Below are 22,793 nucleotides of genomic sequence, written 5' to 3'. Positions count from 1 at the left end.
CTTGTTCTAGGTGTCGGTTGACATCAGCCTTCGCATCTCGGTCCGGGTGTCCAGGGGCGTACGGGCATATCGCTGAGCTGGGCTTCCAGTTCGGTATTGCCGAGCACCTTGAGGTACTCGATCAGTGCCAGACGCTCGTCCGGCGACAGGGCACGGCCGATCACGCCTTCCTGGCGGCAGCCGTCGCGGAATTCATGGCCGCCGTTGCCATTGCCGGTGACCCGGGTGTCGAGCAAGAAACCGCCCTTGAACTCTTCACTGCGGTAGCCCACCCGTACCGGATCGTATTCGAAGTTGCCGACCCAGAACTGGGCCTGCCGCTCGTAAACGGGGGAGAGCAACTCGAACAGGTTGGGTACCGAGCCGTTATGCAGGAAGGGAGGGGTGGCCCAGATGCCGTCCAGCGGGCGCGCCTTGTAGCCGCGCTTCTCCTGAACACCGATGGGCAGGCCATAGCCGTCCATTTCCTGGCGTTGGCGCGGTCCGATGCCCGCGTCCTGATAGGCGCGGTTTTCCACGTAGGCAGTGATGTAGGCCAGGGCCTTGGCGCTGGAAATGCTCTTGAAGTCGACGTCGTCGAGGCTGGCGCCGTACAACCTTACATCCAGCTTCGACAGTTCGGCCTTGGTCCAGCCCAGGCGGCTGATGTCGAAACGATGGTCGGCGATATTGTTGGCAGTGGTTGGATCGGTACCGACGATGCTGACCGGCACCACGCGCATTTTCCACTCGGGATCGCGTGACGGCGCCAGGCGCTCGTCCCGCGGTTTGGGATCAGGCGCGTGGCAGTAGGCGCAGTTTTCCGTGTAGAGGGCCTTGCCGCGACTGGCCAGGGGCAGATCCACCGCGCCAAAAATAGCTTGCGGCCACTTCGGTGGCTGCAGCCGTTTCAGGGTTTCCTCGAGGGTATACAGGTCGTGCAGGCGCACGCTGGAAGCGTAACGATCCGCCTCGGCGACGCCTTTGCCGTGTTCGTCGAGCAGGTGCAGGCTGGCTCCGACACCAAGGGCCTCGCCGACGTTGCGGGCCATCGGCTGCATGGCCGAGCCATTCCATTGCACCCAGTCGAACTTCCAGATGTCCCAGAGATGTGGGTAGCTCACCGGGGCATCGGCGATGCGGTAGTTGCTGTCGTCCAGGTCGTCGCCGAATACGGTGTTGGCGATACGGCCGAACGCATCGGTGCGACCAAAGCCTTCTTCGGTTGGGTAAAGGCCACGATGCCAGTCGTTGAATGCAGTCGCCAGCAGGCGGTCGAGCACCTGTTTGAATTCCTCGCGCAACTGATCACGGCGTTGCGGGTACTGCTCGCCCAGGACTTGTTGAGCGAAACGACGGAATTTCAGCGGGTTGTAGTAAGTGAACGCCATGCTCATGCCCAGCGCCTGGCCGAAGCCACCGCCGCGCAGGGTGGGGACGGTGGAGGCCAGCGAATGCAGGGCGGCGCCGCCGTCGATGCGCACAGCCTGGCCCTTGTAGCGCAGTTCACCGGTGTGGCAGGCGGCGCAGCTGATGTCCAGAAAGTGCTCACCGCTCTCGCTGTCCTGATGGCGGGTAAAGCCCACGGGCAGATTGCCGGGGTTGAGCGCACTAGGCTGCTGCTTGGGATCGGTGAGAAAGCCGAAACGGGCCAGGTAATCGAGGCGGGCGAACTTTTCCGTGCCGAATGGCATTTCCAGCGCATTGAACCAGTCGTAGCGCAGGCCTTTAACTGTGGTGCCTTGCGGCGTGTAGTAATAGGTCTGGCGCTGCTCGTCGCTCCATTGCTGCAGATAATGCAATTGCTCGGGCTGCTGGTAGGTCGGCAGGTTGGGGTTGGCCACGTAGTACAACACCACCGCCAGGCCGATCAGCGCCAGCAGAATAACGAGCTTGAGGGTACGGCGGAGCAGACGCATCGGAGACATCCTTGTGGCGTTCTTATTAATTGGCCCGTTATGCCAATACTGCAGGCTGTTGGCAAGGTGCCATCGCTGCAACCGTGAAAACTGCTCAATAACCCACAGGAACAAGGCTTATAGAGAAACGATCCATTAAACGTCAAAGTTCTTGCTAGCGTTACACTTGTGTGCGCCAAAGCATTGTTTTTATTGGAATTACAAAATAATGGCGCCAAGGATGGAGTATGCAGGCTGTTTCCGTCGTATCCCGGCGTTTATTGGTGCTCGAACCTTTCGCTGCATGCGAGACGTTGCTTCAGCCTCTGCAGGCGGCTGGCTGGACCTTGCAGCGTTGCACGGCAGAGACCTTCACTGGCGATGGAGCTGATGCGCTCGTGCTTCACCTCGACCAGCAACCTGGGCGTGCATTGCTCCAACACCTGCAACGGACAGGGCTCGCGTGTGTGGCGCTGCTGGATGCCCAGCGACTGAGGGCAATCGACAGCGAAGCGCTCGTCGGAGACTGGTGCTTCGCCGTGTTGTCGCTACCGGTGGAAATTCCACGTCTGATCGAGGCCTTGCAGCAGGCACAGGCAGGCACTCGCTTGCGCAAGTTCAAAAGCGGGCGGCAATCCTTCCAGTTTCTGGGCAATAGCGGCGCGGCGCGAAACCTGCGCAAACAGATGGATCACCTTAGTCGTGTCGATGGCCCGCTGTTTGTCAGCGGCGAGCGAGGCAGCGGCAAGCATCTGCTTGCGCACTTGCTTCATCAGCGCTCATCCCGCCGAGCAAGGCCCATGCGCCTGATGAATTGTGCAGAGTGCTTCGATGACGCCATCGTGGCCGCGTCGAGTACAACCACCGTGCTGCTTGAACATACCGCGGAGTTGGCGGATGCCGCGCAGCAGCGATTGCTCGATTACCTGCGGGCTCACCCTCGGGCCTCGCTAGTGACCCTGGATCGAGGGGAACTGATGCTGGCAGTGCAGCAGGCGCGTTTCAGCCGAGATCTGTTTCATCTGCTCACGGCGCAGCAATTGCACACACCGAATCTGCGCGAACATCCTGGCGATCTGTTGCTGCTGGCCGAGCATTTCGCCAAGCAGCATGGTGCGACGGTAGGACGCCCATACCGTCGCTTCAGCGAGGAAGCGATCAACGCCATGACCGCTCATGCCTGGCCGGGCAACGTGCACGAGCTGCGCAACCGTGTGGTACGAGCCCTGGTGCTGGCGCAGGGACGGCAGATCCTGGCTGCGGACCTGGGCTTACAGCCAGTGCAGATCGATATCGACGCGCCGGTGACTCTGGAGGATTACATCCTGCGGGCCGAGCGCCAGGCGCTGAACGATGTGCTGGGTCGTTACACCCACAACATGAGTCAGGCGGCGCGAACGCTAGGGGTTTCTAGGCCGACCTTCTATCGCCTGCTGCACAAGCATCGCCTGCGCTGAGACGCATGCTGTAACGCTCGAGAAACACTGCTAAGGTGCCCGTCGAACCTATCGCCAAGGAGATTTTCATGCACCCGTTCGACGCCGCGAAGCCACCGAAACTGGCAGTGTTGCTGGGTTATGCCGGGCTGGTGCCATTCGTTGGCGGCGCGCTGGGCATCTGGTTGATTCCCTTGGGCTGGCGACCCTTCGTGCTGGATGCCTTGCTGGATTTCTCGGCAGTGATCCTGGCCTTCATGGGAGCCATTCACTGGGGATTGGCGATGCGCGCGCAAGAGACCGATAAAAATGCCCAACTGCAACTGGGGCTTTCGGTGATACCGCCGCTGCTGGGGTGGGCTGCGCTGGCTGGCGGGTTGCCTATGGGGCTGGCGCTGCCGATCTTCCTGTTCGCCTTCATCGGCCTGTACCTGGCCGATATGCATGCAGTGCGCGTCAGGCTGGCACCGCAATGGTATCCGGCGCTGCGCACCCCGCTGACACTGGTGGTATGCCTGAGTCTGCTAGTAGCCTGGGCCAGCGTGCTGGTCAACTGAGCCGAGCAGCGCTGCGACCTGCTCCAGCGCTGCTGCGCGCCGTGCGCTCCAACTGCCGGATAGCTCGCTGAAGGGCTGACCGTGCTTCATCAGCCAGTCCCGACAGGCACGATGAAAAGCCTGGCGCTCAGCCAACTGCGGTTGGCAGCGCTGGCCATCCTCGACCCATGGCACCCCCGCCGGGTCGAGCAGCAGATGCTGGTCGTAGTGACGTGCAAGTAGCTCGGTTTCCAACCAGCCTGGACAATCGCCGAACAGGCATTGGCTCCACAACATGTTGCTCAGCAGATGGGTGTCGAGAATCAGCAGAGCGGGTTTGGCCGCCCGCGCAGCATCCTCCCAGGCCAATTGCCCGCGGGCGATATCGGCGATATCGGCGTAGCAGGTATCGCGCTGCTGCTGGTCGATGAAGTGGCGTACGTATTCGCCCACCACCACGCCGCCGAAGCGCGCTTGAATCTCCCCGGCCAGCCAGCTCTTGCCGCTGGACTCCGGCCCGGTCAGCACCAGGACCTTCATGACGCGTGCTGCAGGGCCGGATCGCGGCGCCAGCTCAACCAGCCACTGACGGCCAGGGCGGTGAAGGCGGCGTAGAGAGCCGCGGTCAGATACAGCTCGCTATACAGGAAGAACGCCACGTAGCAGAGATCCACGACCACCCACAGCGCCCAGCATTGCAGACGTTTTTGCGCCATCCACAATTGTGCGACCAGGCTGAATGCTGTCAATGCCGAATCCAGCCAGGGCGAGCTGGCGTCGGTATAGGTCGCCATCAGGTAGCCAAGCAGCCAGGCGCCGAGCGCGCCGATCAGCAGGCCGGCAGCGACCGCGAGGGGCCCCAGCCGGCTGACCCTGCGCCCATCATGGCGTTCGCCACCTCGGGTCCACTGCCACCAGCCGTAGAGCTGCAGCGCAGCGAACAGCAGTTGCAGGAGCAGGTTGGAGTACAGCCGCCAGTCGTAGAACAGCCAGGCGTAGAGCAACACCATGATCAAGCCGATGGGCCAGCACCAGGGGTTCTGCCTGACGGTCAGCCAGACGGCGACGATGCCGAGTCCGGCAGCAATGAGTTCGAGCCAGGACATGCGGCGTTCTCACACGGGGAAAGGAGGGCGATTGTACTGATGCAGGCGGCTCAGCACACCAGGCTGTCGGCCTGCCGGTAGAGCATCAGCAGCTTGCGCGTGATGGTCTGCTGGATGTCGTCGCGCTCGAAACTCGACAATCGTTCCAGGCGCGCCAATTGCAGGCGGTGCAGGTGGATGTAAGGCATCTGTTGGTCGAATTCGCGCAGATCGCCCTTCATCAGAACAGGCAGGAACAGATCGCCGATTTTCTTCTGGTTACTGATGATCTGCGCCAGGGCCGGTTTGAACGGCATGGTCTTGGGCGCCGGCCCGCCATCCCTGATCTGGGTGCTGAGCAACAGCCCGGGTTTGCCCAGCACCTTGCCCGGCAGCACGCACAGGCCCGTCTTGCGAATGGCCTGGCTATCGATGCCGTGCAGGGTGTCGTGGAAGGCGTAAGGGTTGGGCAGCACCACCATCTTGCGCCCGAGATCGCTGGGAAAATGCAGGCTGTAGTTGGTGTACAGCTGGCCCACCGACTCGGAGTAGACGCACAGGCGGTTCTCGAACAGCTTGATGAAGCGCTCGGCCAGCTCGCGGCGGGCGATGCTGTCCAGGTCCCAGACCAGGTCCTGGTTTTGTGGTCGACTGAAATCGACCTCCTGATGTTGCATGCTGCTCATGCTTGCCTCATACGCGGAATTGCCCGAGCAAGCGATTGAGCTGGTCGGCCAGTTGCTTCAGGTGCTGACTGGCTGCACTCGACTGCTCGGCGGCTTCGGCTGTGTTGTGAGCCAGCGCCGCCGTCTGCGTGACGTTTTGATTGATGTCTTCCACCACATGCGACTGTTCCAGAGTGGCACTGGCGATCGAGGCGTTGAGCCCGGTCAGGTTGCGCAGCGACTGGGCGATCTGGGCGAGGCTTTCACCGGCCTGGCTGGCTTGTTCCACGGTCAGCTGGGATGCACGGCTGCTGTCGTGGATCACCTTGACGGCGGCCTCGGAGTTGCCCTGCAGGCGTTCGATCATGCCCTGGATTTCGGCCGTGGACTGCTGGGTGCGCTGCGCCAGGAGCCGCACTTCGTCGGCGACCACGGCGAAACCACGGCCTTGTTCGCCTGCGCGTGCCGCCTCGATGGCCGCATTGAGGGCGAGCAGGTTGGTCTGCTCGGCAATCGAGCGGATCACTTCCAGCACGCTGCCGATCTGCGTGCTCTCGCTGGCCAGCGATTGGATTACCTCCACCGCCTTGTCGATGGTGCCGGAGAGCTGATCGATCTGGCGCAGGCTCGATTCGATGTTCTGCTGCCCCTGCCTGGCCTGATCCTCGGCCGTGTGCATCTCACTGGAGGCGTGTTCGGCGTTTTTCGCCACGTCCTGCACACCGTAGGTCACCTGGTTGACGGCGGTAGCGACCAGTTCCATTTGCTGCGCCTGTTGTTGGCTGTGGCGCTGCGCTTCGCTGGAGATATCGCCGAGGGTGCCTGCGGCCTGCTCCAGTGAGCCTGCCGAGTCGAGCATCTGCCGGATGACATGGCGCAGCTTGTCGGTGAAGGCGTTGAAATGGGTGGCCAGCGAGGTGAGCTCGTCGCGGCCGTGGGTGTCGAGGTTGCGGGTCAGGTCGCCTTCACCGCTGGCAATGTTGGCCATGGCTGCCACGGCATGCTGCAGCGGCTGGACGATGCTGCGGGTGATCAGCACCACCAGGGCAGCGAGGAGCAGGGCGATCAACAGGCCGATGCTCATGGCTTTGAGCGCCTGGGTTCTGAATTCCTCCTGCACGTCATCGACATACACCCCGGAGCCGATGATCCAACCCAGGGCTGAAACAGTTCGACGTAGGAAATCTTCGGTACGGGGTCGCTGGCGCCTGGTTTCGGCCAGCGGTAGTCGACCTGGCCGGCGCCCTTGCTGCGGGTAACGGCGACCATCTCGTTGAACAGCTCCTTGCCGTCCGGGTCCTTGAAACCCGACAGATTCTGTCCCTCGAGCTTGGCGTTGATCGGGTGCATGAGCATGACTGGGGTCTGGTCATTGATCCAGAAGTACTCCTGGCCGTCGTAGCGCAAGCCGCGAATCACTTCCATGGCCTGCTTCTGCGCCTCTTCGCGGCTCAGGCTGCCGGTGCTTTCCAGGCTGTGGAAGTGCTTGAGAATTCCGGCTGCGCTCTGCACCACGTGCTCGGTCTTTTCCGCTTTGCCGAGGTAGAGGTCGGAGTGGATCTGGCGCAGCATGTAGGCGCCCTGCAGGATCAGCGTCAGGATGGCCAGCGCCAGGATCAGCCATAGGCGGCGGCTGATGGGAAGACTACGTAAGCTGTTCATGGACGAATACCTGATTGTTGTAATTGTCGGCGTCAGGGCAACTCTAGAGTGCGCGAGGCCATACTGTCACATCGCCGCATTATTCACTCTAGTTGTCTGATAGCATTTCGGCCGTTCGGTACAGAACCTGAGCGAGCACCGAGCTAGACCTACGCGAGGAACCTCCGCGGCGGGTTTGTGTCCCACGGCGGGATCTGTGTTCCACGTTTTAGTTTTACGCGTAGGTGAGTCGCCGCGCTTTGGGGGATTTGATGGATATCTGGATGGCCTTTCAGGCCCTGATTCTGGGCATTGTGGAAGGCCTGACCGAGTTCTTGCCCATTTCCAGCACCGGGCACCTGATCGTGGTCGGTGACCTGCTGGGCTTCAACGGCGAGACGGCAACTGCGTTCAAGATCATCATCCAGCTCGGCGCCATTCTGGCTGTCATATGGGAATTTCGCGCGAAAGTATTGGGTGTGATCCTGGGTTTGCCCAGCGATCCGAAGGCCCAGCGCTTCAGCTTCAATCTGCTCCTGGCGTTCATTCCGGCGGTGGTCTTCGGTCTGGCCTTCGCCGACCTGATCGAACACTGGCTGTTCAACCCGATTACCGTCGCGATGGCGCTGATCATCGGCGGGATCATCATGCTCTGGGCCGAGAAGCGCGCCCATACGATTCAGGCTGAAACGGTCGATGAGATGAACTGGAAACTGGCCCTGAAGGTCGGCTTCGCGCAGTGCCTGGCGCTGATTCCGGGGACATCGCGCTCGGGTGCCACCATTATCGGCGGGCTGGTATTCGGTCTGTCGCGCAAGGCCGCGACCGAGTTTTCCTTCTTTCTGGCGATGCCGACGATGGTTGCGGCCACGGTCTATTCGTTGTTCAAGTACCGCGACATTCTGCAGGTGAGCGACCTACCGATCTTCGCCATCGGTTTCGTCAGCACCTTCATCGTGGCGATGATCACCGTGCGTGCACTGCTCAAGTTCATCACCAGTCACAGCTACGCTGTGTTCGCCTGGTATCGCATCGCTTTTGGCCTGGTGATTCTCGCTACTTGGCAACTGCACCTGATCGACTGGAGCACTGCGCAGCCGTGATTGGCAACGAGCGCAAGGGACGCCTGAAAAGCTGGGACGACGCCAAGGGTTTCGGTTTCATCCAGCCGGAAAACGGCGGGGCGGATGTGTTCGCGCATATCTCGGTAATGCGCGGCGACCGGCGCCCACAGCCGGGGGATGACGTACTGTTCATCGAAGGACGTGACCAGCGTGGCCGGCCGCGCGCGGAGCACCTGCGTCTGGCCGGTGAGTTGAGCCTTGATCGCCAGGCGATACGGCGCAAACCGAAAAGTCCCGACAAGGCTGCCCCGGCATCGCGAAAGACGTCCGACAGATCGGCGTACAAGGTGGTGGGCAAGGCTTCCATACAGAATTTCTCTGGCAAGGCCGTGATGCTCGCTTCGCTGTGCGTCTTGCCACTGCTGGGCGTATTGCAACTGTTCGGCAAGGGCCTCTGGTGGATATTGCCGCTTTATCTGCTGGCCAGCTTGCTGAGCTTTGTACAGTACTGGCTGGACAAACGCAGCGCCCAGAACGGTAGCCGCCGTACAGCTGAAAACACCTTGCATCTGGTGGAACTGGCCGGTGGTTGGCCGGGCGCGCTGATTGCCCAGCAGATCTTCCGGCACAAGACGCGCAAGGCGTCCTATCAGGCGGTGTTCTGGATGATCGTCGCCGCACATCAGATCTTCTGGGTCGACCTGCTGTTGTTTGACGGTGCTTACATAGCCCGCCATGTCCCGTTACTTGTTCAGTAGCAGCTAGCTGCAGGCACACTGGCATTAAGGTGTGGTTAGCGGCTATGTTCGCGCTCGGAGTCTGCCAGAGACGGATTCCGCCCCGTGGCGGAGCAACGTGGTCATGAAAACAATAATGAACAACCTCGGCGCAGGAAGTGCCGGACGACGTCTTGTGGCCTGCTTGCAGGGGCTGGGCCTGTGCCTGCTGGGCTGCTTCTCTGCCATCACGCAGGCGTCCACCGTGGTGCAATTGGCCCTGGGCGGCACGCCCGAGTCGGTAGCCTATTCCCGGCTGCTGCTTGAACAAACCCTTGCCTCGGATGGGCATTCGTTGGTTGTGCACGAGCGTGGCAACCTGCCGATGACACGCCTGGAACTCATGCTGCAACGTGGGGACATCAGCGTACTGATCCTCGGGCCGACGGCCGAGCGTGACCGCAGGTTCCTACCGGTGCGGGTGGATATGACCGACAATCTGGTCAACCAGCGCATCCTCTTCATTCCCAAGGGGAGTCAGGCACTGTACGATCCGGTACGCAGCCTGGAGGATTTTCGCCGTCTGCAGCGGGTAGCAGGCGTGGGCGCGGCCTGGGCGGATCGGACGATCTGGGAGGCCAATGACCTGCTGGTAGAGGCTGTCGACGGTGACTGGAAACGGCTCTACCGCATGGTGGCCTCGCCGACGCGGCCGATCGACTATCTGCCTCGCGGCGCCCACGAAATGGCCCGCGAATGGATGCAGCATTCCGAGCTGGAAGTGGAGCGCAACCTGGTGTTCCGCTATGCGCAGGATCACATTCTCTACGTCTCCCCCGCGTATCCGGAGCTACACCGGTTACTGCAGGAACTGCTGCCAAAGGCGCAACGCAGTGGCCTGATACGCCGCCTGGCTAGAGAGCACTACCGCCAGGTCTTCGAGCCCCCGGTCAGCCTGCAGCAGCGGCGGGTCATCCGCTTGGAAATGGCCACGCCGCTATAGAAGCAGCCCGGGTTGCAGGCGTTTGGGCAATCTGCGCACCACCAGTTGATGCGAACGAGTCAGTAACTGGCGCAGCTCGTCGTCACCCAACGGCAATTGCCGAGCGCTCATGTTGATCCAGCGAGCACGGGCCAGATAGGGAGCAGGGCGCACGCCCGGGCGGTCGACATAGCCAAGAAACAGGTCGTCATCGACCTTGAATGCCAGGTTCTCGCCAAGAAAGTCGAGTATGGCGAACATCTTGTTGCCCGCCACCGAGAACACCCGGTTGCTGCCCCACTTGAGATCTTCTCGGGCGCCGGGCAGGCCGAGGCAAAAGGCGGCGATCTGATCTGGTGTCATGGATGTCTCCACAAAGGGGTCAAGGCCGGTTAACTCGTGCGTAGCCGTTCGATTTGCAGGCGTGCGTAGTCGATGAAGCCTGCCAGTGCCCGTGGGTACTGGGCCAGATCATCTTCGCCCGTGCCCAGGTAGATGTTCCGCGCAGCTTGCAGCACAGGTCGATGTTCAGCTGGCAGGCGCTCCAGTAGCCAATCGGCTGCTACATCCTTGGCCGCGATCTCGCCAGTGCTCAGTGTCAGCCAGATGCGGGCCAGGGCCAGTACTACGCTGCACTCATCTCCCAGCCAATCGTCCGGTTGATTCCATTGTGCGACGGTATCGTGCAGTGCACGGAGCAGATCGGCTTCGGGCACTGGTTCGTACAACTCTGTTGCCGCTGGGCCGAACAGACAGATGCTGTGCTGGCGGGCCTTGCTGATGAGAATCGCCAGGTCGTGGTCGGTAACAGCCGGTTCGATGCGGCCCGCGTTCAGATCGTCGCGCAGCCATTCACCAAATTGCATCTCGCGCTTCGCGGGGTAGCGCCAGGGCAGCACGGCGTCTCGGTTCAACACCGTAACCTCCAGTGGTCGCAGGTATTCGGTGGCTGGCCAGGCGGAAATGTTCAGCAGTGCCCGCATCAGGCTGTGGCGCACGGCATCGCTCAGCGGCGTACCGACCATTACCAGCAGGTCAAGATCACTGCCAGGCTTGAGGCCACCGGCCACGGCTGAACCATAGAGGTGTACGGCCAGCAGGTCATCGCCCAGGTGCTGCTGCAGAAGGGCGAGGGCGGCGCTGATCTGTGCATTCATGACGGCGTTACCAGCGAACGTTCATAGGCCCGGGTCATGACCTGCCAGGTGAGTGGGTCGGCCGGGATCAGGTGTTCGATGCGCAGCGAAGCCACGGTGATGTCCAGCGGCATGCCGAAAGTCGTAAAGGTGGATAGAAAACTCAGCTCCCCTTCAGGCGAGTCGATGCGCGTCATCACCAGTGGCGGGAATTCGTTGCTCAGCGACGCCGGCCCGGATGGTGTCGGCAGGCTAGTCAGCAGCGTGGCCAGCTCCCGATTTTCCAGCGCTTCGCGGGAGGCGCGTTGCCAGGCGACGGTGCGGATTTCTTCGGCATTGAGCAGATGGTCGCCGAGGCCTCCCGGCTGCAGCAGAGTGACCAGCAGATTCAGCTCATCGGTCGTGTTCGCAGGTAGCCCCAGCAGCCCAAATAGCGCGGCCGTGCTGGCATTGGCAGCCAGTACCTGCCACTGGCTGCCCAGCACGATCGCCGGAGCCGGGTTATTGGCCTGCAGGACATGGCCGATGGCGCCACGAATGGCCTCCAGCGAAGGAGAGGTGAGCGGCGACGTACCATACCGCGGCGCATAACCGGCAGCCAGGAACACGCTGTTGCATTGTTCCAGCGGCGCCTCCAGTGCCATCAACAGGGCATGCAGGGTAGCGGGGCTTGGTTTGGCACGGCCGGTTTCGATGCAACTGAGGTGGCGCTGGGAAACGCCGGTGAGCAATGCCAGTTCGAGTTGGCTGAGGCTGGCCTGGCGGCGTAGCTGACGCAGTTGCAGTCCGGCCGTGGCAACGGTGGTGGGGCGAGGCGACAGGCGGGCATTCATACGCAAACTCTGATCGTGCGGGTGAGGGGGTGTCTATGACCTCACAGGTCATTGAGTCAGCGGCGACGATAGCACTAACTTGCGCGGGTCATCGATCAGGAGCCGCGCATGAACAAGCCTTACCTCGCCCTCGTCGCCTTGCTGGCATTTTCTGCCTATACAGCCTGGAGCATGGCGATTGCCGAACAGTCGCTGATAGCCTTCGGTCTGGAGCTGATGTCCCGTCCCGATACGGCGCAAGTGGTCATCGACCTTTATCTGCTCGGCAGCATGGCCTGCATCTGGATATACCGGGATGCCCGCGCGAAGGGGCGTTCGCTGTTCTCGATCTTGCCGTACCTGCTGCTTACCGCCGTCTTCGTCTCGATTGGCCCGCTGTTGTATCTCGTGGTCGAAGGTTTCTGCCGCGAGCGACTGAGCGAGACGCAGGCGTGAACGATCTCTTGCATCTTTACAGCCTGTGCGTGCTGGCGCTTTTTCTGAAGATGCTGGCGATCTCCTGCTACCAGGGATATTTCCGCCTCAGGTATCGGGCGTTCGCCAACCTCGAGGACGCCACCTTCTTCGGCCGCGCGGTACACGCGCAGGACATGCCGCAGGTACAGCGGGCAGCCAAGGCCTGGATGAACGATCTGGAGAACATTCCCTTGTTCTTCATGCTCGGCGCTCTTGCCGTGGCGCTGCAGACGCCGATTGAAACGACCAGCGTGGCATTCGCCACTTTCACGGGCGCGCGTGTCGCGCATACGCTGATGTACCTGGGCGGCTGGCAACCCTGGCGGACGCTTTCATATTTCGTGGCGTTAGCCTGCCTCCTCGTTCTGGCCGTATTGATCGGTATCGCCTTGCTGTGATTTTGCCGCCGCCAGAATTTGTCTTGTAGACTCTGGCTCCCCGTGATCACGCGCGAGCCGGGGCTCGTCCGAGCCCCAGTCGATATCTGCCAATGAACGCCCATCACCGTCTTCGGCTCTCTTCCTGGCTTTTGCTGGGCCTGTTGCTGCTTTCATCGCCGATATGGGCAGATAGTCGCCAACTCGATATCGCACAACCGAGTCAGCAACCCCTGTCGTTGACGACCCATGTCGGATTACTGGAAGACACCTCGCGGACGTTGGCATTGGAAGATATCCGTTCCGCCGAAATGGCCGGGCCATTTCGTTATGAACAGGCCAGCAGCGCGTCTTTCGCCCTCGGTTTTACCCGCTCGGCCTATTGGTTTCGTCTGGACGTCGGCAATTCCAGCGCCGAGTCCGTGACCCGTTTGCTGGTGGTCGACAATCCACGCATATCCCTGGTCGATGTCTATCTGCCGGACGAGCAGGGCGGCTATCGCGCCTGGTTCACCGGGGCTGACCGGCCGCAGGGCGGCAAGGCCTACGACAATCGCAACTTCGTCTTCCCGCTGCACCTGGCTGCACACTCGCAGCAGGTGGTGTACCTGCGGGTCGAGTCGAGCATCGGTCTGCTGGTGCCGTTACAGCTCTGGTCGGAGCAGGCGTTCCATGCCTACGAGCGCGAAGACTACATGGCGCGTGCCGGTTACATGGGGATCGCCATTGCCATGATCCTGTTTAACCTGATGCTGTTCATCGCCCTGCGCGAACGCATCTACCTGCTCTACGTGACCTTCGTGTTGTGCGCCGTTTGCACCTTGACGATCAAGAACGGCATGGCGCCGGACTGGACGTTGTTCGGCCTGCCGCTCAACTCCAACGTGGCGTATTACTCAGGCGCATCGCTGGCGCTGAGCGGGATGTTGCTGTTCATGCGCAGCATGCTGCAGACTACACGCCTGTTGCCGCGGGTCGACCGCGGTTTGCTGGCATTGGTGGCCCTCTACCTAGTTTCCCCGCTGATCTACGCCGTTGCGTTGCCGCAGGTGTCACGCGTGGCCATCGTGGCCTATTTACTGACCGCCTTCGTGATGATGGGGGTAGGGCTGGCCTGCGCCCTCAAGCGGCAGCGCAGCGCCTACTTCTTCCTGGCTGCATTCGGCCTGCTGATTCTCGGTGGCGCCACCACGACCCTGCGTGCCCTGGGCATCTTGCCGACCAACGCTTTTACGGAAGACGGCCTACAGATCGGTTCGTCACTGGAGATGCTGTTGCTGGCCTTCGCATTGGCCGACCGCATCAACGTCATGCGTCAGGAAAAACTGCAGGCTCAGGCCAGATTGCTACAAGCCCAGGAACAACTGGTGGAAACCCTGCAGCATTCCGAGCGTGAGCTGGAGCAGCGCGTTGCGGTGCGTACCGAAGAGCTGCAGGTACTCAACAGCCGCCTGGAGATGCTCAGCCTGACCGATGCCCTGACGGGCATCGCCAACCGCCGGCATTTCGACGAAGTCCTAGCCAAGGAATGCAAGCGCGCTCAGCGTGTCGGCGAGCCGTTGGCCCTGGCCGTGCTGGATGTCGACTGGTTCAAGGCCTACAACGACCATTACGGCCATCCCGCTGGCGATAGCTGCCTGCAGCAGATTGCGCACACCCTGGCCGCAACCATCAGTCGCTCCACCGACCTGGTGGCGCGCTATGGCGGTGAGGAGTTCGTCTTTCTCGCGCCTTCGACCGGGCTCGCCGGTGCACAGAGCATGGCGGAGAAACTGGTGAGAGCGGTCGAAGCATTGGCACTGCCACACGAGCGTTCGCCTTTGGGGTACGTCACGATCAGCGTGGGCATCGCCTTGATGCCGCTCGACGCCGAAAGCCCGGCGCAGGCGCTTCTGCAACGGGCCGATGCGGCGCTGTACCGGGCCAAGAGCCAGGGTCGCAATCGCGTGGCGTGTGACGGCCAGGCATAAAAAAGCCCCGGAGCATCCGCCCAGGGGCTGAGGAAGGTCGGCTAGCTGCCGACCGGGGGAGAGTCGTTTCAGGCCTGCGGCTGCCAACCACCGCCGAGCGCCTTGTAGATCGCGACGATGCCGCTGTACAGCTCGGTCTCGGCAGACGCTTGTGCATCCTCGGCAGCCAGGCGCTCGCGCTCGGCGTCCAGCAGCACGAGAAAGTCCACCGTACCTTCGCGATAGCGAATCGCGGCCTGATCGGCAGCAGCGCGGCTGGCTTCGGCCTGGCGTACCAGGGAAACCAGGCGTTGCTGGCGCTTGGCGTAATCGCTGAAGGCGTTTTCCGATTCCTCCAGCGCCAACAGCACTTGCTGTTCGTACTGTGCCAGGGCGCCGTCAGCTTGCGCTTCGGCGCCACGCAGACGAGCACGAACGCTACCCAGATCGAAGGCCGCCCAGCTGATGCTCGGTGCTACGCCCCAGGCGCGAGCTGCCGAGGCGCCCAGTTGCGAGCCACGACCAGCGGTGAAGCCGAGAAAACCGGACAGACTCACCCGTGGGAACAGGTCTGCCGTCGCCACACCCACGTCGGCGGTAGCGGCTGCCAGCTGCCGTTCGGCCGCCTGGATATCCGGACGCCGCCGCAGCAGTTCGGCCGGATTGCCGATCGGCAGCGCCTTGGCGATCACCGGCAAAGGCCGCGGCGCCAGGTCAACCTGCAGCTGCTCCGGGCGTTGGCCGAGCAGAGTGGCGATACGATTCTGTGCACGTACCTGTTGCGCCTGCAGTTGCGGCAGGCTGGCTTCGGTTGCCGCCAGTCGGGCATCGGCGCGCAACACATCGAGCTCGGTGCCGACACCGGCATCGCGCAACTGCTCGGTGATGGCGCGGGAGTCCTGCTGGTTCTTCAGGTTCTCGCGGGCGATGCTTTCACGCAGTTGCGCGCCGCGCAGGGTGCCGTAGGCATCGACCAGTTCGGCAATCAGGCTGACCTGCAACTGGTAGTAGTCGGCCTCGGCCACTTCGATGCGCGCCTCGCTGGCTTCCAACTGCCGCTGGATGCGACCGAACAGATCCACTTCCCAGGCCATGTCCAGGCCCAGGTCGTAGCGCTCCTGACGAACGCGCTGGTCCGTGGTCGGGGGCTGCTGAGCCTTGCCGAACTCGCCGCTGGCGCGGCTGGTGACGGTGGGCAGGCGGTCGTTGGCAACGTCATCGCGAATGGCACGTGCCGCACGCAGGCGGTTGAACGCCACGCGCAGCTCGCGGTTGTCCTGCAACGAGCGCTGCACCAGCTGGTTCAGCGTTGGGTCGTCGAACTGCTGCCACCAGGCGGCTTCGAACCGGCTGCGGTCGTAGTCGGCCGCCTCCAGCGCGGCGATGCGCGCGGGGTCGGTAGCAGGTGCTCGGTAGTCCGGGCCGACGGCGCAGGCCGATAGCGCCAGGGTCAGGAGAGCGGGAACAAAGGCTTTCATGCATGCGACTCCTGCAGGCGGGCGGCTTTGCGGGCTTCGCGTTTTTCCACGAAGCCACGGATCAGGACATAGAACACCGGCGTCAGCAGCAGGCCGAAGAAGGTCACGCCGATCATCCCGGAGAACACCGCCACGCCCATGGCATGACGCATCTCGGCGCCGGCACCGGAGGAGAGCACCAGCGGCACCACGCCCATGATGAAGGCGATGGAGGTCATCAGGATCGGACGCAGACGCAGGCGGCAGGCTTCCAGTACGGCAGCGACGCGATCCATGCCTTCTTCCTGTTTGTCCTTGGCGAACTCCACCAGCAGGATGGCGTTCTTGCAGGCCAGGCCCACCAGTACGATCAGGCCGATCTGGGTGAAGATGTTGTTGTCGATGCCGGCCATGATCACGCCGGTGATGGCGGCGAGCAGTACGGTCGGTACGATCAGGATCACCGCCAGCGGCAGACTCCAGCTTTCGTACTGGGCAGCCAGCACGAGGAAGGCCAGCAGCACGCAGAGCGGGAAGATGAAGATCGCGGTATTGCCGGCGAGAATCTGCTGGTAGGTCAGGTCGGTCCACTCGTAGGTCATACCGATTGGCAGTTCTTCTTCCAGCAGCTTGGCGATGGCGGCTTCGGCCTGGCCCGAGCTGTAGCCCGGCGCGGCGGCACCGTTGATCTCGGCAGTGAGGAAGCCGTTGTAGTGCATCACCCGATCCGGGCCTGCGCTGTCATCGACCTTGACGAAGGTCGACAGCGGTACCATCTCGCCACGGTTGTTGCGCACCTTGAGCTGGCCGATCTGTTCCGGCTCCAGGCGGAACTGCTGGTCAGCCTGGACGTTGACCTGGTAGGTGCGGCCGAAGCGGTTGAAGTCGTTGGCATACAGCGAGCCCAGGTACACCTGCAGGGTGTCGAAGATGTCGCTGATGGCTACGCCATGGGTCTTGGCCTTTTCACGGTCGATGGCGGCATCGACCTGCGGCACGTTGACCTGATAGCTGGTGAACACCGACATCGGGTTCAGCTCCGGCAACTGGCGGGCCTTGCCCAGAATGTTCTGGGTCTGCGTATACAGCTCTTCGTAGCCCAGGTTGCCACGGTCCTGAACCTGCAGGCGGAAGCCGCCGATGGTGCCCAGGCCCTGTACCGGTGGTGGCGGGAAGATGGCGATATAGGCGTCTTGAATCTCTCCGAACTGGCCGTTGAGTTCCGCGGCAATGGCGTTGGCGGACAGGTGATCGTCCTTGCGCTGGTCGAAGTCCTTCAGTGCAACGAACACGATGCCGCTGTTCGGGCTGTTGGTGAACCCGTTGATCGACAGGCCCGGGAACGCCACGGTGTTTTCCACGCCCGGATATTTGCCGGCGATCTCGCTCATGCGCTTGATCACCGATTCGGTACGATCCAGGGTTGCGGCGTCCGGCAGTTGGGCGAAGGCCACCAGGTACTGCTTGTCCTGCTGCGGTACGAAGCCGGTCGGGGTGCTGGAAAAGCCCAGATAACCGAGTGCCAGCAGGCCGCCGTAGACCAGCATGGCGATGCTACTGCCGCGCAGGACGCGGCGCACGGTGCCGACGTAGCCACTACTGGCACGGTCGAACATGCGGTTGAACGGGCCGAACAGCCAGCCGCCGAAGAGTTTGTCGAGTACACGCGAGAAGCGGTCCTTCGGCGCGTGATGGTCCTTGAGCAGGATGGCCGACAGGGCTGGCGACAGGGTCAGCGAGTTGACCGCGGAAATCACCGTGGAAATCGCGATGGTCAGTGCGAACTGCTGGTAGAACTGCCCGGTGAGGCCGGAGATGAACGCGGTCGGCACGAATACCGCGCACAGCACCAGCGCGGTGGCGACGATTGGGCCGGTCACTTCCTTCATGGCCTGGCGTGTGGCTTCCACCGGCGTCTTGCCCAGGGCGATGTTGCGCTCGACGTTCTCCACCACGACGATGGCGTCGTCCACCACGATACCGATGGCCAATACCAGGCCGAACAGCGACAGGGCATTGAGTGAGAAGCCGAACAGGTGCATTACCGCGAAGGTGCCGATCAGCGATACCGGCACGGCGGCCAGCGGGATGATCGACGCGCGCCAGGTCTGCAGGAACAGGATCACCACCAACACCACCAGCACGATGGCTTCGAGCAGGGTGTGCACCACCGCCTCGATGGAGCCTCGGACGAAGATGGTCGGGTCATAGACGATTTCGTAGTCCATGCCCTGTGGGAAGCTCTGCTTGAGCTCGGCCATGCGCTCGCGCACCGAGTCGGAAAGCGCGATGGCGTTGGAGCCGGGGCGCTGGAATACCGGCATGGCCACGGCCGGCTGGTTGTTCAGCAGCGAGCGCAGGGCGTACTGGTTGGAGCCCAACTCGACCCGCGCGATATCACGCAGGCGGGTGATCTCGCCGTTGTCGCCGACGCGGATGATGATGTTCTCGAACTCTTCCTCGGTGACCAGGCGGCCCTGAGTGTTGATCGATAGTTGGAAGCTGTTGCCGGCATCGGCCGGTGGCGCGCCGAGGGCACCGGCGGCGACCTGGCGGTTCTGCTCACGAATGGCGTTGACCACATCGGTGGCGGTGAGCCCGCGCGAGGCTACCTTGTTCGGGTCGAGCCAGACGCGCAGCGAGTAGTTGCCCATGCCGAACAGTTGCACGTCGCCGACACCATCCAGGCGCGCCAGCTCGTCCTTGACGTTGAGCGCGGCGTAGTTGGACAGGTAGAGCATGTCATAGCGCTGGTCTGGCGAGGTCAGGTGCACCACCATGGTCAGGTCCGGAGAGGCCTTGTCCACGGTCACGCCAAGGCGCTGCACTTCGGTGGGCAGGGTCGGCATGGTGCGGGTGACGCGGTTCTGCACCTGCACCTGGGCGTTGTCCAGGTCGGTGCCGAGGGCGAAGGTCACGGTCAGGGTCAGCTTGCCGTCGTTGGTCGACTGCGACGACATGTAGAGCATGCCTTCGACACCGACGATGGCCTGTTCCAGCGGTGAGGCGACGGTTTCACCGATCACCTTGGGGTTGGCGCCGGGGAAGTTGGCGCGCACCACTACGGTCGGCGGCACCACTTCCGGGTACTCGCTGATGGGCAGCTGGAACAGCGAGATGGCACCGCCGATCAGGATCAGCAGCGACAGCACGGCAGCGAAGATCGGCCGCTGGATGAAGAATTGCGAGAAATTCATGGGTCTGTCCTCAAGGCGCGGGCTGGATCAGCCGCGCGGCGCGCGTGCGTCGATTTTTTCGGCGGCGATACGCGGGGCCTGGCTACCATCGACGGCCTGGCGCATACGAGCCAGTTGCTCGAGGGTGCTGTCATCGGCCATGGTCACCGGCTGCGGGTCGACGGTGGCGCCCGGCATGGCACGTTGCAGACCGTTTACGACGATTTTCTCGCCCTTGCTCAGGCCACTACGGACGATGCGCAGGCCTTCGAGCTTCGGCCCCAGTTCGATGGCGCGGTAGGCCACGGCGTTGTCTGCGCCGAGCACCAGCACGTACTTCTTGCCCAGGTCGGTGCCGACCGCTTCGTCCTTGATCAGGGTGGCGGCGTACGGCTTGCTGCCCACCAGTTTCAGGCGCGCGTACAGGCCCGGGGTGAAGCGACCGTCCTGGTTGTCGAACACGGCGCGGCCACGGATGGTGCCGGTACGCGGGTTGACCTGGTTGTCGAGAAAATCCAGCTGGCCCAGATGCGGGTGGCCGGCTTCATCGGACAGGCCGAGGTATACCGGGCTGGCGCCACGGGCGTCGGCACCGGACTCGCGGGCCAATTGCACGTACTTGAGGAAGGCGCGTTCGTCGGCGTCGAAATAGGCGTAGACCTTGTCGGTGGAGACCACCGAGGTCAGCAGGCTTTCACCGGCACCCACCAGGTTGCCCTCGGTGATCTCGGCGCGGCTGACGCGGCCATCGATGGGCGCGGTGATACGGGTAAACCCGAGGTTCAGGCGCGCATTCTCCAGTTCGGCGGTAATCGCCGCGACCTGAGCCTGAGCTTCGGTAGCGGCACTGGCGCGGGCATCGGCGAGTTCGGCGGAAATGGCGTTGCTCTGGCGCAGGCGCTCGCCACGACGTGCTTCGTTGGCGGCGCGAGCCTGGTTGGCACGAGCCTGTTGCAGCTGGGCTTCGAGGCGTTTGACTTCGGCCTGGAAGGGGCGCGGGTCGATCTGGAACAACAGATCGCCTTTCTTCACCAGGGTGCCCTCGTCGAAGGCGACCTTGTCGATGTAGCCGGAAACGCGCGGGCGAATTTCGACGGACTGCGGCGCTTCGAGACGCCCGGTGAACTCATCCCACTCGTTGACCGGTTGCTCGATGACCTCGGCCACGCTGACCTTGGGCGCAGGCATTTGTGCCTGGGTCTGCGCTGCCTGATCGCAACCGCTGAGGGTAAGGACACCAGCGAGGGCCAGGGGGAATATCCAGATGTTCTTGTGGTGCTGTTCCATGGGTGACTCCGCCAGTCGGATTTGTGGATGGGCGGAGTCTGCTGCGAGTCTTGGAAGGCTACGAATCGAACGCCATGAACTTGAATATCATCGTCAATGATTATGTGCGGCTATTCATCAATCGGGGGCGTGGTTGGAGACGAGTCTATTGGCCATTGATGCGCTGGGGACCAGCGGAAACCCGATCTGCGGTTATTGATGCTGCCCTGCGAAGCGATCCACCTGCAAGTCTGCCCGTCGCTATCGGTCCGAGGTCTTGCGTGCACGCGAGGTAGCGATGACCGCCCCGAGGATGATGAGCACTGCCGGGACCAACAGGATCGGGCTGGCATCGCTTTGCCCCACCACGATCAGCAATGCCGTGGAGAACAGGGGGGCCAGGTAGGACAGGGCGCCCAGCATCGCCAGGTTGCCGTGCTTGGTGGCGTGATCCCAGGCGAAGAAGGCCAGGCCTACCGGCCCCAGGCCCAGGGCGACGATTGCCGCCCATTGCTCGGCTGCAGGATGAACCGTGTTCTCGAAAAGCAGATGGCAGAGCAGGCCGGCAACTGCAACCAGGCCGCAGACACCTCCGATGATGCTGCTTGGAACCTTGCTGAAGCGTCGATTGACGACGGAGTAGCTCGACCATACCCACGCGCAGGCAAAGGCGGCGGCATAACCGAAGACAGGCATCGGCACTCTTGTTTCGCTGCTGCTCCGGTACATGATCAGGGCTGTCCCCACCAGGCCGAGCAAGGCGCCCAGCAGTTGGCGTTTATGCAGTGACTCGCCGGAGGTGACGCTTGACAGCAGGACGATCAGCAAGGGCCAGAGGTAGGCGATAAGGCTGGCTTCAGCCGCCGGCGCGGTCTTCAGGGCGAAGAAATACAAGGCGTGATAACCGAAGATGCCCGCGAAGGAGGTTGCCCATACGTACCAGGGCTGGCGCCACTTGGCGAATTCGCCTGCGCCACGCAAGCCGAGAACGCACAGGCTGGCCACAAAGGCGACAGCGAAGCTCGAGGCTAGCAATTGAAAGGACGGAATGCCGGCTGTCAGGGTCGTCAACAGCGCCAGGCAGGCCCACAAGAATACCGCGATCACCCCGATCAGCGTGGCGCCTGCGCTCGTGCCAAGGGGCGCGATGGAGAGGTTGGGAGTGGTCATGCAAGTTCCGCCTGCGTGTAATCCTCAAGCCGAGAGAATAGAAAGGCGTATGCCGCGGTGTCTTGATCGTGACTGCCGGAGAATTGTTCGAGACTGCTGCTTCAGGGCAGCTTGAAAAACGCTGGAGTGGGCGACGCCAGCAAAGGTCGAGCATGTGCCCTTCAGTGGGCACGCGTGCGTTTGCGCAGTGATGCGGGTGTCAGGCCGTGTGCCTTCTTCAGCGCGTGGGTCAGCGCGCTTTGGTCGGCGTAACCGGTGCGATGGGCAATCTCGATGATCGGCAGCGAGGTCTGGCGCAGCAGGTCGATGGCCAGGTTCAGGCGCAGGCTGGCGATATGGCTGAATGGCGTTCTGGCCAGGTGCCGCTCGAACAGGGCGTACAAGCGCCGTTCACTGGTGCCGGAATGGCGGGCAATATCGCGATTCTTCAAGGGTGTATGCAGGTGCCGTTCGATGTAGGCCAACGCCTTGGCGAGGATCAGCTGGCCGGGATCCTGCGGGCTGGCCTCGGGCTGCACCAAGGAGTGCAGCAGCAACTGGCTCCACGATGCAGTCAGTGCCGGTGACTGGCTCAAGTGCACACTGTTGCCGTTGGCGTAATCGAGCAGATGACGGATCTCTGGGCTGAGTGCGAAGAAGCGCTTGCCGCTCAGTGGGACCAGAGTTTGTGCGCCGCTGTCGCATTGGGCGGGCATGTCCAGCACCAGAAAAGTGCTATGGGCGTTGGCCTGGAAGGTGTGCCGGGCGCCAGAGGCGATCACCACGCCCTGGCTGGCATCCACCTTGCCACCTCGTCCGTCGAGCTCGATTTCCATCGCACCGGAACGAGGCAGGACGATCTGGTGAAAATCGTGCTGGTGAAGCTCCACCTCTCCCGAATAGGAACGTATCACCAGGGAGAAGGGAAGGAGGACCGTCGCGTTCATCCGTGACTCTCCGAATGTCGATACAGCGCGCAAGTGTCATGCGCC

Annotated in this window: 21 protein-coding genes and 1 pseudogene; 8 read left to right on the top strand and 14 right to left on the bottom strand. The window is 62.5% G+C overall.

Going from position 1 to position 22,793, the window contains the following annotated elements:
- Window positions 1-23: 23 nt before the first annotated feature.
- Together EL191_RS12455 and EL191_RS24565 are read right to left on the bottom strand one after the other, a co-directional pair.
- On the bottom strand, window positions 24-1,898 hold the full coding sequence (locus EL191_RS12455) for a di-heme-cytochrome C peroxidase (protein WP_041979084.1): 1,875 nt from the start codon (window positions 1,896-1,898) through the stop codon (window positions 24-26).
- A gap of 527 nt (window positions 1,899-2,425) precedes the next feature.
- The gene (locus tag EL191_RS24565) at window positions 2,426-2,650 is read right to left on the bottom strand and encodes a hypothetical protein (protein WP_232005546.1); all 225 of its coding nucleotides are present in this window, start codon (window positions 2,648-2,650) and stop codon (window positions 2,426-2,428) included.
- Between EL191_RS24565 and EL191_RS12450 the strand changes: the two genes are divergently transcribed.
- Together EL191_RS12450 and EL191_RS12445 are read left to right on the top strand one after the other, a co-directional pair.
- A complete protein-coding gene (locus EL191_RS12450; protein WP_231118670.1) occupies window positions 2,564-3,334 on the top strand; it encodes a sigma-54-dependent transcriptional regulator in 771 nt (256 codons plus the stop codon). The two genes, EL191_RS24565 and EL191_RS12450, sit on opposite strands and share 87 nt — an antisense overlap.
- 68 nt (window positions 3,335-3,402) lie before the next feature.
- The gene (locus EL191_RS12445) at window positions 3,403-3,870 is read left to right on the top strand and encodes a DUF3429 domain-containing protein (protein ID WP_041979087.1); all 468 of its coding nucleotides are present in this window, start codon (window positions 3,403-3,405) and stop codon (window positions 3,868-3,870) included.
- On the opposite strand, the gene EL191_RS12440 is transcribed toward EL191_RS12445, so the two are convergent.
- The 4 genes and pseudogenes from EL191_RS12440 to EL191_RS12425 all read right to left on the bottom strand — a co-directional run bounded on the left by EL191_RS12440 (window position 3,838) and on the right by EL191_RS12425 (window position 7,261).
- A complete protein-coding gene (locus EL191_RS12440) occupies window positions 3,838-4,389 on the bottom strand; it encodes an AAA family ATPase (RefSeq protein WP_041979089.1) in 552 nt (183 codons plus the stop codon). The genes EL191_RS12445 and EL191_RS12440 overlap by 33 nt on opposite strands.
- Window positions 4,386-4,955: a nicotinamide riboside transporter PnuC gene (gene pnuC / locus EL191_RS12435; RefSeq protein ID WP_017360960.1), complete on the bottom strand. Its 570-nt coding sequence runs from the start codon at window positions 4,953-4,955 to the stop codon at window positions 4,386-4,388. Before pnuC ends, EL191_RS12440 begins: the two co-directional genes overlap by 4 nt.
- A gap of 50 nt (window positions 4,956-5,005) precedes the next feature.
- Window positions 5,006-5,620 (bottom strand): hypothetical protein, encoded by a 615-nt coding sequence (locus EL191_RS12430; protein WP_017360959.1) that lies wholly within the window; start codon window positions 5,618-5,620, stop codon window positions 5,006-5,008.
- A 7-nt stretch (window positions 5,621-5,627) separates the two neighbouring features.
- Window positions 5,628-7,261 (bottom strand): annotated as a pseudogene (locus EL191_RS12425) (methyl-accepting chemotaxis protein).
- 251 nt (window positions 7,262-7,512) lie between these two features.
- Here EL191_RS12425 and EL191_RS12420 point away from each other — a divergent pair.
- The 3 genes from EL191_RS12420 (at window position 7,513) to EL191_RS12410 (ending at window position 10,023) form a co-directional block, all read left to right on the top strand.
- Entirely contained in the window at window positions 7,513-8,343 is an 831-nt protein-coding gene (locus EL191_RS12420) for an undecaprenyl-diphosphate phosphatase (RefSeq protein WP_026041899.1), read from the top strand.
- Entirely contained in the window at window positions 8,340-9,062 is a 723-nt protein-coding gene (locus tag EL191_RS12415) for a DUF1294 domain-containing protein (RefSeq protein ID WP_041979096.1), read from the top strand. Before EL191_RS12420 ends, EL191_RS12415 begins: the two co-directional genes overlap by 4 nt.
- Window positions 9,063-9,165: 103 nt before the next feature.
- Window positions 9,166-10,023 carry a hypothetical protein gene (locus EL191_RS12410; protein ID WP_041979098.1) on the top strand — a complete coding sequence of 286 codons (858 nt, stop codon included), beginning with the start codon at window positions 9,166-9,168 and terminating at the stop codon, window positions 10,021-10,023.
- Here the strand turns inward: EL191_RS12410 and EL191_RS12405 are convergent.
- Genes EL191_RS12405 through EL191_RS12395 form a run of 3 tightly spaced genes read right to left on the bottom strand, consistent with a single transcriptional unit; the run spans window position 10,018 to window position 11,971 of the window.
- Entirely contained in the window at window positions 10,018-10,365 is a 348-nt protein-coding gene (locus EL191_RS12405; RefSeq protein ID WP_017360955.1) for an MmcQ/YjbR family DNA-binding protein, read from the bottom strand. The two genes, EL191_RS12410 and EL191_RS12405, sit on opposite strands and share 6 nt — an antisense overlap.
- A 29-nt stretch (window positions 10,366-10,394) precedes the next feature.
- Window positions 10,395-11,159, bottom strand: coding sequence for an aminoglycoside nucleotidyltransferase ANT9 (locus EL191_RS12400; protein ID WP_017360954.1), 765 nt, complete (start codon window positions 11,157-11,159; stop codon window positions 10,395-10,397).
- The gene (locus tag EL191_RS12395; RefSeq protein WP_013715646.1) at window positions 11,156-11,971 is read right to left on the bottom strand and encodes a helix-turn-helix domain-containing protein; all 816 of its coding nucleotides are present in this window, start codon (window positions 11,969-11,971) and stop codon (window positions 11,156-11,158) included. Before EL191_RS12395 ends, EL191_RS12400 begins: the two co-directional genes overlap by 4 nt.
- A 108-nt stretch (window positions 11,972-12,079) precedes the next feature.
- On the opposite strand from EL191_RS12395, the gene EL191_RS12390 reads away from it, so the two are divergent.
- The 3 genes from EL191_RS12390 to EL191_RS12380 all read left to right on the top strand — a co-directional run bounded on the left by EL191_RS12390 (window position 12,080) and on the right by EL191_RS12380 (window position 14,774).
- Window positions 12,080-12,406, top strand: coding sequence for a hypothetical protein (locus EL191_RS12390; RefSeq protein WP_041979100.1), 327 nt, complete (start codon window positions 12,080-12,082; stop codon window positions 12,404-12,406).
- Window positions 12,403-12,825, top strand: a complete 423-nt coding sequence (locus EL191_RS12385) for an MAPEG family protein (protein WP_013715644.1) — start codon at window positions 12,403-12,405, stop codon at window positions 12,823-12,825. Before EL191_RS12390 ends, EL191_RS12385 begins: the two co-directional genes overlap by 4 nt.
- Window positions 12,826-12,917: 92 nt before the next feature.
- The gene (locus EL191_RS12380; protein ID WP_041979102.1) at window positions 12,918-14,774 is read left to right on the top strand and encodes a sensor domain-containing diguanylate cyclase; all 1,857 of its coding nucleotides are present in this window, start codon (window positions 12,918-12,920) and stop codon (window positions 14,772-14,774) included.
- Window positions 14,775-14,842: 68 nt separating this feature from the next.
- On the opposite strand, the gene EL191_RS12375 is transcribed toward EL191_RS12380, so the two are convergent.
- The 5 genes from EL191_RS12375 to EL191_RS12355 all read right to left on the bottom strand — a co-directional run bounded on the left by EL191_RS12375 (window position 14,843) and on the right by EL191_RS12355 (window position 22,748).
- Window positions 14,843-16,231 (bottom strand): efflux transporter outer membrane subunit, encoded by a 1,389-nt coding sequence (locus EL191_RS12375; protein ID WP_041979104.1) that lies wholly within the window; start codon window positions 16,229-16,231, stop codon window positions 14,843-14,845.
- Window positions 16,228-19,407, bottom strand: coding sequence for an efflux RND transporter permease subunit (locus EL191_RS12370; protein WP_017360948.1), 3,180 nt, complete (start codon window positions 19,405-19,407; stop codon window positions 16,228-16,230). The genes EL191_RS12375 and EL191_RS12370 overlap by 4 nt, the downstream gene beginning before the upstream one ends.
- 27 nt (window positions 19,408-19,434) lie before the next feature.
- Entirely contained in the window at window positions 19,435-20,673 is a 1,239-nt protein-coding gene (mexE, locus tag EL191_RS12365) for a multidrug efflux RND transporter periplasmic adaptor subunit MexE (protein WP_017360947.1), read from the bottom strand.
- A gap of 240 nt (window positions 20,674-20,913) precedes the next feature.
- Window positions 20,914-21,822 carry an aromatic amino acid exporter YddG gene (gene yddG, locus EL191_RS12360; RefSeq protein WP_041979106.1) on the bottom strand — a complete coding sequence of 303 codons (909 nt, stop codon included), beginning with the start codon at window positions 21,820-21,822 and terminating at the stop codon, window positions 20,914-20,916.
- A 161-nt stretch (window positions 21,823-21,983) separates the two neighbouring features.
- Entirely contained in the window at window positions 21,984-22,748 is a 765-nt protein-coding gene (locus tag EL191_RS12355) for an AraC family transcriptional regulator (RefSeq protein WP_041979108.1), read from the bottom strand.
- Between the last annotated feature and the right edge of the window lie 45 nt (window positions 22,749-22,793).

The organism is Pseudomonas mendocina, assembly GCF_900636545.1.
Lineage (GTDB): Bacteria > Pseudomonadota > Gammaproteobacteria > Pseudomonadales > Pseudomonadaceae > Aquipseudomonas > Aquipseudomonas mendocina.
This window is presented reverse-complemented; position numbering and strand designations above follow the sequence as displayed.

Coding starts and splice junctions, on each gene's coding strand:
- pnuC (WP_017360960.1), bottom strand. CDS start 4,955: ATGTCCTGGCTCGAACTCATTGCTGCCGGACTCGGCATCGTCGCCGTC.
- EL191_RS12430 (WP_017360959.1), bottom strand. CDS start 5,620: ATGAGCAGCATGCAACATCAGGAGGTCGATTTCAGTCGACCACAAAAC.
- EL191_RS12405 (WP_017360955.1), bottom strand. CDS start 10,365: ATGACACCAGATCAGATCGCCGCCTTTTGCCTCGGCCTGCCCGGCGCC.
- EL191_RS12380 (WP_041979102.1), top strand. CDS start 12,918: ATGAACGCCCATCACCGTCTTCGGCTCTCTTCCTGGCTTTTGCTGGGC.
- EL191_RS12400 (WP_017360954.1), bottom strand. CDS start 11,159: ATGAATGCACAGATCAGCGCCGCCCTCGCCCTTCTGCAGCAGCACCTG.
- EL191_RS12420 (WP_026041899.1), top strand. CDS start 7,513: ATGGATATCTGGATGGCCTTTCAGGCCCTGATTCTGGGCATTGTGGAA.
- EL191_RS12395 (WP_013715646.1), bottom strand. CDS start 11,971: ATGAATGCCCGCCTGTCGCCTCGCCCCACCACCGTTGCCACGGCCGGA.
- EL191_RS12370 (WP_017360948.1), bottom strand. CDS start 19,407: ATGAATTTCTCGCAATTCTTCATCCAGCGGCCGATCTTCGCTGCCGTG.
- EL191_RS12390 (WP_041979100.1), top strand. CDS start 12,080: ATGAACAAGCCTTACCTCGCCCTCGTCGCCTTGCTGGCATTTTCTGCC.
- EL191_RS24565 (WP_232005546.1), bottom strand. CDS start 2,650: ATGAAGCAAGTGCGCAAGCAGATGCTTGCCGCTGCCTCGCTCGCCGCT.
- EL191_RS12455 (WP_041979084.1), bottom strand. CDS start 1,898: ATGCGTCTGCTCCGCCGTACCCTCAAGCTCGTTATTCTGCTGGCGCTG.
- EL191_RS12375 (WP_041979104.1), bottom strand. CDS start 16,231: ATGAAAGCCTTTGTTCCCGCTCTCCTGACCCTGGCGCTATCGGCCTGC.
- EL191_RS12445 (WP_041979087.1), top strand. CDS start 3,403: ATGCACCCGTTCGACGCCGCGAAGCCACCGAAACTGGCAGTGTTGCTG.
- EL191_RS12355 (WP_041979108.1), bottom strand. CDS start 22,748: ATGAACGCGACGGTCCTCCTTCCCTTCTCCCTGGTGATACGTTCCTAT.
- yddG (WP_041979106.1), bottom strand. CDS start 21,822: ATGACCACTCCCAACCTCTCCATCGCGCCCCTTGGCACGAGCGCAGGC.
- mexE (WP_017360947.1), bottom strand. CDS start 20,673: ATGGAACAGCACCACAAGAACATCTGGATATTCCCCCTGGCCCTCGCT.
- EL191_RS12440 (WP_041979089.1), bottom strand. CDS start 4,389: ATGAAGGTCCTGGTGCTGACCGGGCCGGAGTCCAGCGGCAAGAGCTGG.
- EL191_RS12410 (WP_041979098.1), top strand. CDS start 9,166: ATGAAAACAATAATGAACAACCTCGGCGCAGGAAGTGCCGGACGACGT.
- EL191_RS12450 (WP_231118670.1), top strand. CDS start 2,564: ATGGATCACCTTAGTCGTGTCGATGGCCCGCTGTTTGTCAGCGGCGAG.